General features: G+C 40.1%; 5 protein-coding genes and 1 pseudogene. All 6 read right to left on the minus strand.

Annotated elements, in window-relative coordinates:
• Positions 1-54: 54 nt before the first annotated feature.
• A complete protein-coding gene (locus H6G32_RS23875) occupies positions 55-1,698 on the minus strand; it encodes a B12-binding domain-containing radical SAM protein (RefSeq protein ID WP_190462841.1) in 1,644 nt (547 codons plus the stop codon).
• Positions 1,699-1,704: 6 nt separating this feature from the next.
• On the minus strand, positions 1,705-1,968 hold the full coding sequence (locus H6G32_RS23880) for a SemiSWEET transporter (RefSeq protein ID WP_190462843.1): 264 nt from the start codon (positions 1,966-1,968) through the stop codon (positions 1,705-1,707).
• Positions 1,969-2,213: 245 nt separating this feature from the next.
• Positions 2,214-4,010 carry a hypothetical protein gene (locus H6G32_RS23885; protein WP_199328228.1) on the minus strand — a complete coding sequence of 599 codons (1,797 nt, stop codon included), beginning with the start codon at positions 4,008-4,010 and terminating at the stop codon, positions 2,214-2,216.
• A gap of 324 nt (positions 4,011-4,334) precedes the next feature.
• Positions 4,335-4,898: a hypothetical protein gene (locus tag H6G32_RS23890; protein WP_190462844.1), complete on the minus strand. Its 564-nt coding sequence runs from the start codon at positions 4,896-4,898 to the stop codon at positions 4,335-4,337.
• Positions 4,899-5,056: 158 nt separating this feature from the next.
• Positions 5,057-6,145, minus strand: a complete 1,089-nt coding sequence (gene aroC, locus H6G32_RS23895) for a chorismate synthase (protein WP_190462846.1) — start codon at positions 6,143-6,145, stop codon at positions 5,057-5,059.
• Between the two features lie 280 nt (positions 6,146-6,425).
• A pseudogene (locus H6G32_RS23900) lies at positions 6,426-7,022 on the minus strand (photosystem II q(b) protein); the annotation flags it as partial.

The raw sequence follows: 7,022 nt of genomic DNA on the forward strand, positions 1-7,022 counted from the left end.
TAACTCAGCGCCCCTTTGGGTTTACCTCAGCGCCCCTTTGGGGTTAAAAAATTATCAATTTAACGGCTGTAGTTGCTTGGGGAGTGCGCGAAAATGACTTTTAGCCTCAGCCAAATGCTTTAGTAGTGTAGACTGCGGTAAAGGCCCTTGCAAGTGACTCCAAGGTAAAACTTGCTCTGTTGACCATTCGGCGTGGACGTAGAAATCTAAATCGGGAATTCGGCCTTTTAGTTGTTTGAAAGCGCGTTTGTAGCTGCCTAATGAGTCGCCAAAGTCGCGGGTAAGTTCCAGAAGCTGGGAAAGTCGGCGATCGCCTCTCGACAACAAAGCCTGTATTATAGACCAATTATAGCTTTCTGGGCGAAACTCCATCCCTTGGGGTTTTAGCTGTTTTTGTAACAACTGCAACCGCTTCTCGGCTTGACGATCCACCCCAAACCACTGAAAAGGCGTGTGTGCCTTGGGTACAAAGGTGCTACATCCCAGTGTTAACCGCAGACCAGGCGCAGCTTTTCTAACGCTACCCATCATTGCCACAGTTTGCTCTAAATCCTCTGGTTCTTCACCGGGAACTCCCACCATCCCATAGAGTTTTAAATTTGTTAATCCTCCTGCTTTGGTATTTACCGCCGCTTGGATGATTTCATCATTATGTAACTTTTTATTGATGATTCGCCGCAATTTCTCAGAACCACTTTCTATAGCGATGGTAAGCGATCGCGTATCTCTTTGGGCTAAAGTCTTTGCTAGCTGCACCGTCACCGTATTTGTTCGCACCGAAGCAATACTCAAGCGGACATCATCATATTTTGGCTGGCTGATATAATCTAGCAATTCTGTAAACTCTGGATGTTGAGTAACAGAAGCACCCAATAAACCCAAGCGATTTGTAACTTTTAACCCTCTCTCAATTGCGGGAATTAAAGAACCTTCTAAACTCGCAGTTCTAAAAGGCAAAGTCAAATAACTCGCCAAACAAAAGCGGCACATTTCTGGACAACTCCGCACCACTTCCACCATGTAAATATTTTCCCATGCTGCCTTTTCTGTAACCACAGTTGAGGCTGAGAGAGTATTTCCTCGGTAAGTTTGCTTTTGCACTACTGGGGGAATTTCGGCGGAAATTGGGTTAATTGACTTGACCGCCCCATCTTTAGCGAGATATTCCACCGCATACAAACTAGGAATATAAATTCCTGGTACTTGTGCAAGTCTTTTTAATTGAGTTTCTCTAGAAGCATTTCTTACTTCTTTATATGCCTCAATAAAATTCCCTAGCAAATCTTCCCCATCCCCCAACAAAATCACATCAAAAAACTCAGCAAAAGGTTCGGGGTTAGCGGTAAGTACAGGGCCACCGCCAAAAACTAGCGGGTGACGTTCATTACGGAAATCTGCCCTAATGGGAATTGACAAAGATTCCAACAAATTTAAAATATTTACATAATCCAACTCCCAGGACATCGAAAAGCCAAGTAGTTCTGGTTGTCTAGGCAGTTGTTCGTGAGTATGGGTAAACAAGCGACTCACCTGCACATCATCACGCATTGCCAAAGTTGCCCACACCACTTGATAGCCAAGGCTAGTGATCCCAACGCTGTACTCATTGGGAAAGGCAAAAATCAGCGGGATAGCGTCGGTGTTGGGGTTAGCGGGGGTGAATAACAGGCGTTCGGAGTCAAACACAGATGATGTCACAGGCTTTTATGGGCGTTTTCTATATCTAATTTTAAGCCATAGAATTATAAAGTTAAAACCCAAGGTCACGCCGTTAGCCAAAATAATCGGCCAAGCACCGAGAATAATTCCATAGATTAACCATAAAAAAAGGCCACTCATGAATGTTACCAGCATGATAAAGGAAACGTCTTTTGCTGATTTTGTTTGCCAGATTTTCCACATCTGGGGTAAAAAAGAGATGGTCGTTAAAATAGCGGCAAATAATCCTAACAGCGTGACAAAATCCATGATTAATGATTTATTCTAAAGATTAATATTATAAGCTTTGGCGATTGGAAATCGTGGCTACACAAACAAAGTCCGCCTGCGCGGACTAAATGTTTAAAAATGATTGTAGGTTTTGAAAGAATGAAATAGCCTTGATATCAGAATATAGCAACACTATAGCAATCCTAAAATATTTTTACAAATCTTTTAGGATTTTCTCTGTGTTCTCTGCAGTTTCGTTAGTGTTATTTTTGAAGTTAGATTTCTTATTCTTGGTCTTTTTTGTTTTTTGAATAAGCTTTAGCCCAAGCATAGCGTTTTGGATCTTTTTTCAGGAGATACTCGACTACTTGCTGACGTTTGCTTTCGTCCTTAGAATTTTTTACCACTCGCTTGATTTCGGAATCTATATCTTCAATATCAGCCCCGCGTTTAATTGCTTCTTTAAACCATTTGTCTCCTTCAAGGTAGTCATATCTGTCATAAGAAATAGCTCCCATCAATGTGTAAGGATGATGGCTGCTCGGGTGATACGTAATAGCCTTTCTCGCACATTTTTCGGCATCTAGCAAATTAGATATATCTCTAAAAGCTCCACCTCTAGTAACTGAAATAGCTGATTTTAGGTTGCTATCTTTGATATTATCTAAATCTAGATTAGTAAGTTGTAAAGCCTGTTCAGGTTCATTTGCTTTGCGCCAATAACTACTAGCTGTGGGGATATGCCATTTGTGTCCAGTGCGTTTAATTTCTTGTTCTAAAAACTCAGCTTCTAATCTGTAATGTGCAATAGCAATTTTTCCGTTACGAGACAACATATCTTTTTCTATAAGCTGAACAATTAATAGAGGCTCTAGCCTTTCTTTATTCTCCAGTTTTATCATAATGGTATACAATATTTCTAAGGGCAAGCTATTGCCATAATCTATCAAACTATACTTTTTCTTGAGTATTGCAAAGTGCTTTCTTCGAGCAAAGATAATTATATCTTCACGTCCATTATTTTTCAGCCATTCAAGTTCTGACTCATTCAGAAGTTCTCCTAATTCTACCTTCTTTTTTAGATGAGAAGCATATCTATTATTGGCAATTTCTATTGTCTCAGTAAATTTGCGCTTTTTCAAAAAGTTAATATCTTGCTCACCTAACTGATTCCCCAAATCAATTTTTTTGAGAACTTTATATAGGTGACTTTTAGGCGATGAGTCTTCATGCTGAGTTGCTTTATACTTAAACTTCAAATCAGCAAACTCTCGTGTTTGTTCCAACTCTTGAGCAATGGCTATTGTTTCGCTAAGTTCTTGCTGTTCTAGCCAAGCAATTTCTGACTCACTCAAATTATTGCCTACATCAATTTTTTGCAGTATAAGATATAGTGGACTCGATAATGATAAATCTGAATATTTAACCGCTTGATACTTATCCTTTAACTGAGCGAATTGAGCTTTGATTATTGATTTTTTCTGGCTAAGAATCTCTATCGTTTCTAAAAGTTTATTATTTTTCAGCCACTCATGTTCAGAAGCAATTAAATTTTCAGCCTGGTCTAATTTTTTCAGTATTTTATATAATGGACTCTCAGGATTTGAGTTTTGATATTGAGTTGCTCGGTATTTAGATTTGAGTTGACTAAATCGGTTCATCTCCTGAGCAATTGCATTGACATTAGATAAACCACTTGATTTCAACCAATTAATTTCTGAGTCAGTTAATAAATTTCCTGCATCAATTTTCCAAAGGATAAAATACAAATGACTAGCTTGCCATGAAATGCCATGATTTGTAGCTTTGTACTTATTTTTTAATTCAGAGAATTCAACTCCTAAATTTACAAAATCCTTTAATATATTTTGCTGTTCTTGATATATAAATTCAAGTTTATTTTCTTTCAACCACTTAATTTCTGTTGTATTTAGTTCAATTGCCTGATCAATTTTTCGCAGAATCAAATATAAAAGACTAGATGGTGATGAATCTTCATATTGAGTTACTTGGTATTTAGACTTTAAAGCAGCAAAGTGCTTTAAACGATTTTGGGATTCTTGATTGATAGTAGATGCCATAGCTTTGCGTCGATTATGTGATGCACTACTATAACTACACAAGCAAAAATGGGCGTTCCAGATGCATACCCCAAAAATTTTACCTAAATTCAAAATCGAAAACCAAAATTTACGCTACACTATCAGAATCAATTCTGAATCTAATAACAGTCATTTGTCTAAAGATGATTGAAAGAAATATTAAAGTCCGTTTTAACGGAATTTAAATATTAGCCCTGAACTATGGCTAACACTACGCTTTGCTATCAGTTCAGGGCGGTTTATTTCAGGACAAAATAGTCATAGATTTAGAGAGTTGGCATAACTCAAAAAATCAAGTTCAATCTACAACTTGGAACACTGATCCTCTTTATTGCCTTGTACAATGTTGCCTCCTCCCGTTGGTGCAGGAGTATTTTCTTTACATTGCAGGTTACCATCAATTTTGTTACTGTTGATGGTAATTCCTCCTTTGTTCTTAAACGCCTGTAAATTACCACCAATGATGTTGCCGCTTGCAGCTAAATTAGCAGCATTTTCATCAAATTGTAAGTCTTGACTGATGCGTGAATTGACAATCTTTGCTGCTCCCGATTGCTTGATTTGGATACTACCACCAATGACTGAGCTAGAATCAATAACTACATTCTTTGCATTCTCAGCCTGAATATTTCCAATTACGTTTACTTTGCTTGCTTTGAGTGTTGCATTGGACTCTACTTTCACAGTCCCCTTTACTTTTGTTCCAGACAAAATACAAGTAGCACCGCTAGGTACTCGAAGATTATCAACTGTAACAGCCCCTAATGTACTGCGGCAGGAAATTTCTTCAGCTACAACAGCGGAGGCGCAAGAGATAATTCCTGCTGCACTCAAAATAGCTATTGATAAAAAATGGTTGTTGTTCATGCTAAAACCTCTGATAACATTAATACTGACGGGGGCTTGAATATATAGTTCCCAGTATCAGTAAATATATGGAAAACGAATTTTAGCACTACAGTAGAAGAAGAGCAGATGTTCAGTGCGATCGCTAATCTCAACCTATCTGCAAAAATATGAAATTTCTACAACACCTGACACTGTGCCTGTTGCCGCAATACATGATCGCACAAAACTAAAGCTACCATCGCGTCAACCATCGGCACAGCACGGGGTAGCACACAAGGATCATGGCGTCCTTTAGCAGCTAATAGGGTTTCTTCACCTTCACGAGTTACTGTTTTTTGCTCTTTTCTAATTGTGGCTGTGGGTTTAAATGCAACTCGCAAAATGATGTTTTCACCATTGGAAATGCCCCCTTGAATGCCGCCAGAACGGTTGGTTACGGTGCGAATTTCCCCTTGTTCATCAATATAAAATTCGTCGTTATGTTCAATTCCTGTTAATAGGGTTCCTGCAAAACCAGAACCAATTTCAAAACCTTTACTCGCAGGAAGAGACATTACAGCTTTAGCGATATCTGCTTCTAATTTATCAAAAACTGGTTCGCCTAAACCTTTCGGTACATTTCGCGCGACACATTCTACTACACCGCCGATGGAATCACCTTGTCTGCCTGTTTGTTCAATTAATTCAATCATGCGCGTGGCACATTCACCATCGGGACAGCGGACGATGTTGCTTTCTACCTCTTCTAAGGTGACGGTGCTAGGATCTACTATGCCTTCTAAGTCTTTGATGCGCTTGACGTAAGCGATAATTTCGATATTGGCGACTTGACGGAGAATCTTTTTAGCGATCGCACCTGCTGCTACTCTACCAATTGTCTCCCGCGCTGACGACCTCCCCCCACCCTGCCAATTTCTAATCCCATATTTAGCATCATAAGTTGCATCTGCGTGGGAAGGGCGATACTTCTGGGACATCTCGTCGTAATCTTGGGGACGAGTATCTTTGTTCCGCACTAAAATTGCGATCGGTGTTCCTAGGGTTTTCCCCTCAAATACCCCAGACAATATTTCACAGGTATCCGCTTCCTTGCGGGGTGTCGTAATCTTACTTTGTCCAGGACGCCTTCTATCTAGTTCTACTTGAATTTCTTCAGCCGAAATTTCTAGTTGTGGAGGACAACCATCAATCACAACCCCCACACCACCGCCGTGAGACTCGCCAAAAGTAGTAATGCGAAATAGATGACCAAAAGTGCTGCCCATGATGTTGAGTAAAAATATTGGCTTCTGTAATTGTATCGAGAGTTATGGCAAAAGATTATAGTTACTTTCAGATGATTGCAATACAGAAAATTCCTAGGGGCAGAGCAATATTCTTTACCCCGTGTTCTATCCAAGTGATATCTGCCATCTAGTACTTATCGCTCTTATTTTTACTATTTATGCAATGCAAAAAAAGACCCATCTATGGTTATAGTTTCGAGTACCAATAAAAAACGCCCTCCATAAAGGAGAGCGTTTTTTATTAAGCTAGAATTTTGTATTAACCGTTGATTGCAGGAGCAGTCAGAGCCACAGGAGCAACTTCACCAGCAGCCAAGTCTAGGGGGAAGTTGTGAGCGTTACGCTCGTGCATTACTTCCATACCCAGGTTAGCGCGGTTGATTACGTCTGCCCAAGTACCGATGACGCGACCTTGAGTGTCAAGGATTGATTGGTTGAAGTTGAAACCGTTGAGGTTGAAAGCCATTGTGCTGACACCCAAAGCGGTGAACCAGATGCCGATTACTGGCCAAGCTGCCAACAAGAAGTGTAGTTGACGGCTGTTGTTGAAGGAAGCGTATTGGAAGATTAAGCGACCGAAGTAACCGTGAGCCGCAACGATGTTGTAGGTTTCTTCTTCTTGTCCGAATTTGTAACCGTAGTTTTGTGATTCGGTTTCGGTTGTTTCACGAACCAAGGAAGAAGTTACTAGTGAACCGTGCATTGCACTGAACAAGGAACCGCCGAACACACCAGCTACACCGAGCATGTGGAAGGGGTGCATCAAGATGTTGTGTTCTGCTTGGAACACAATCATGAAGTTGAAGGTTCCAGAGATACCCAAGGGCATACCATCGGAGAATGAACCTTGACCAAT

This window comes from Cylindrospermum sp. FACHB-282 (assembly GCF_014697195.1).
In the GTDB taxonomy this organism is placed as follows: Bacteria; Cyanobacteriota; Cyanobacteriia; order Cyanobacteriales; family Nostocaceae; genus Cylindrospermum.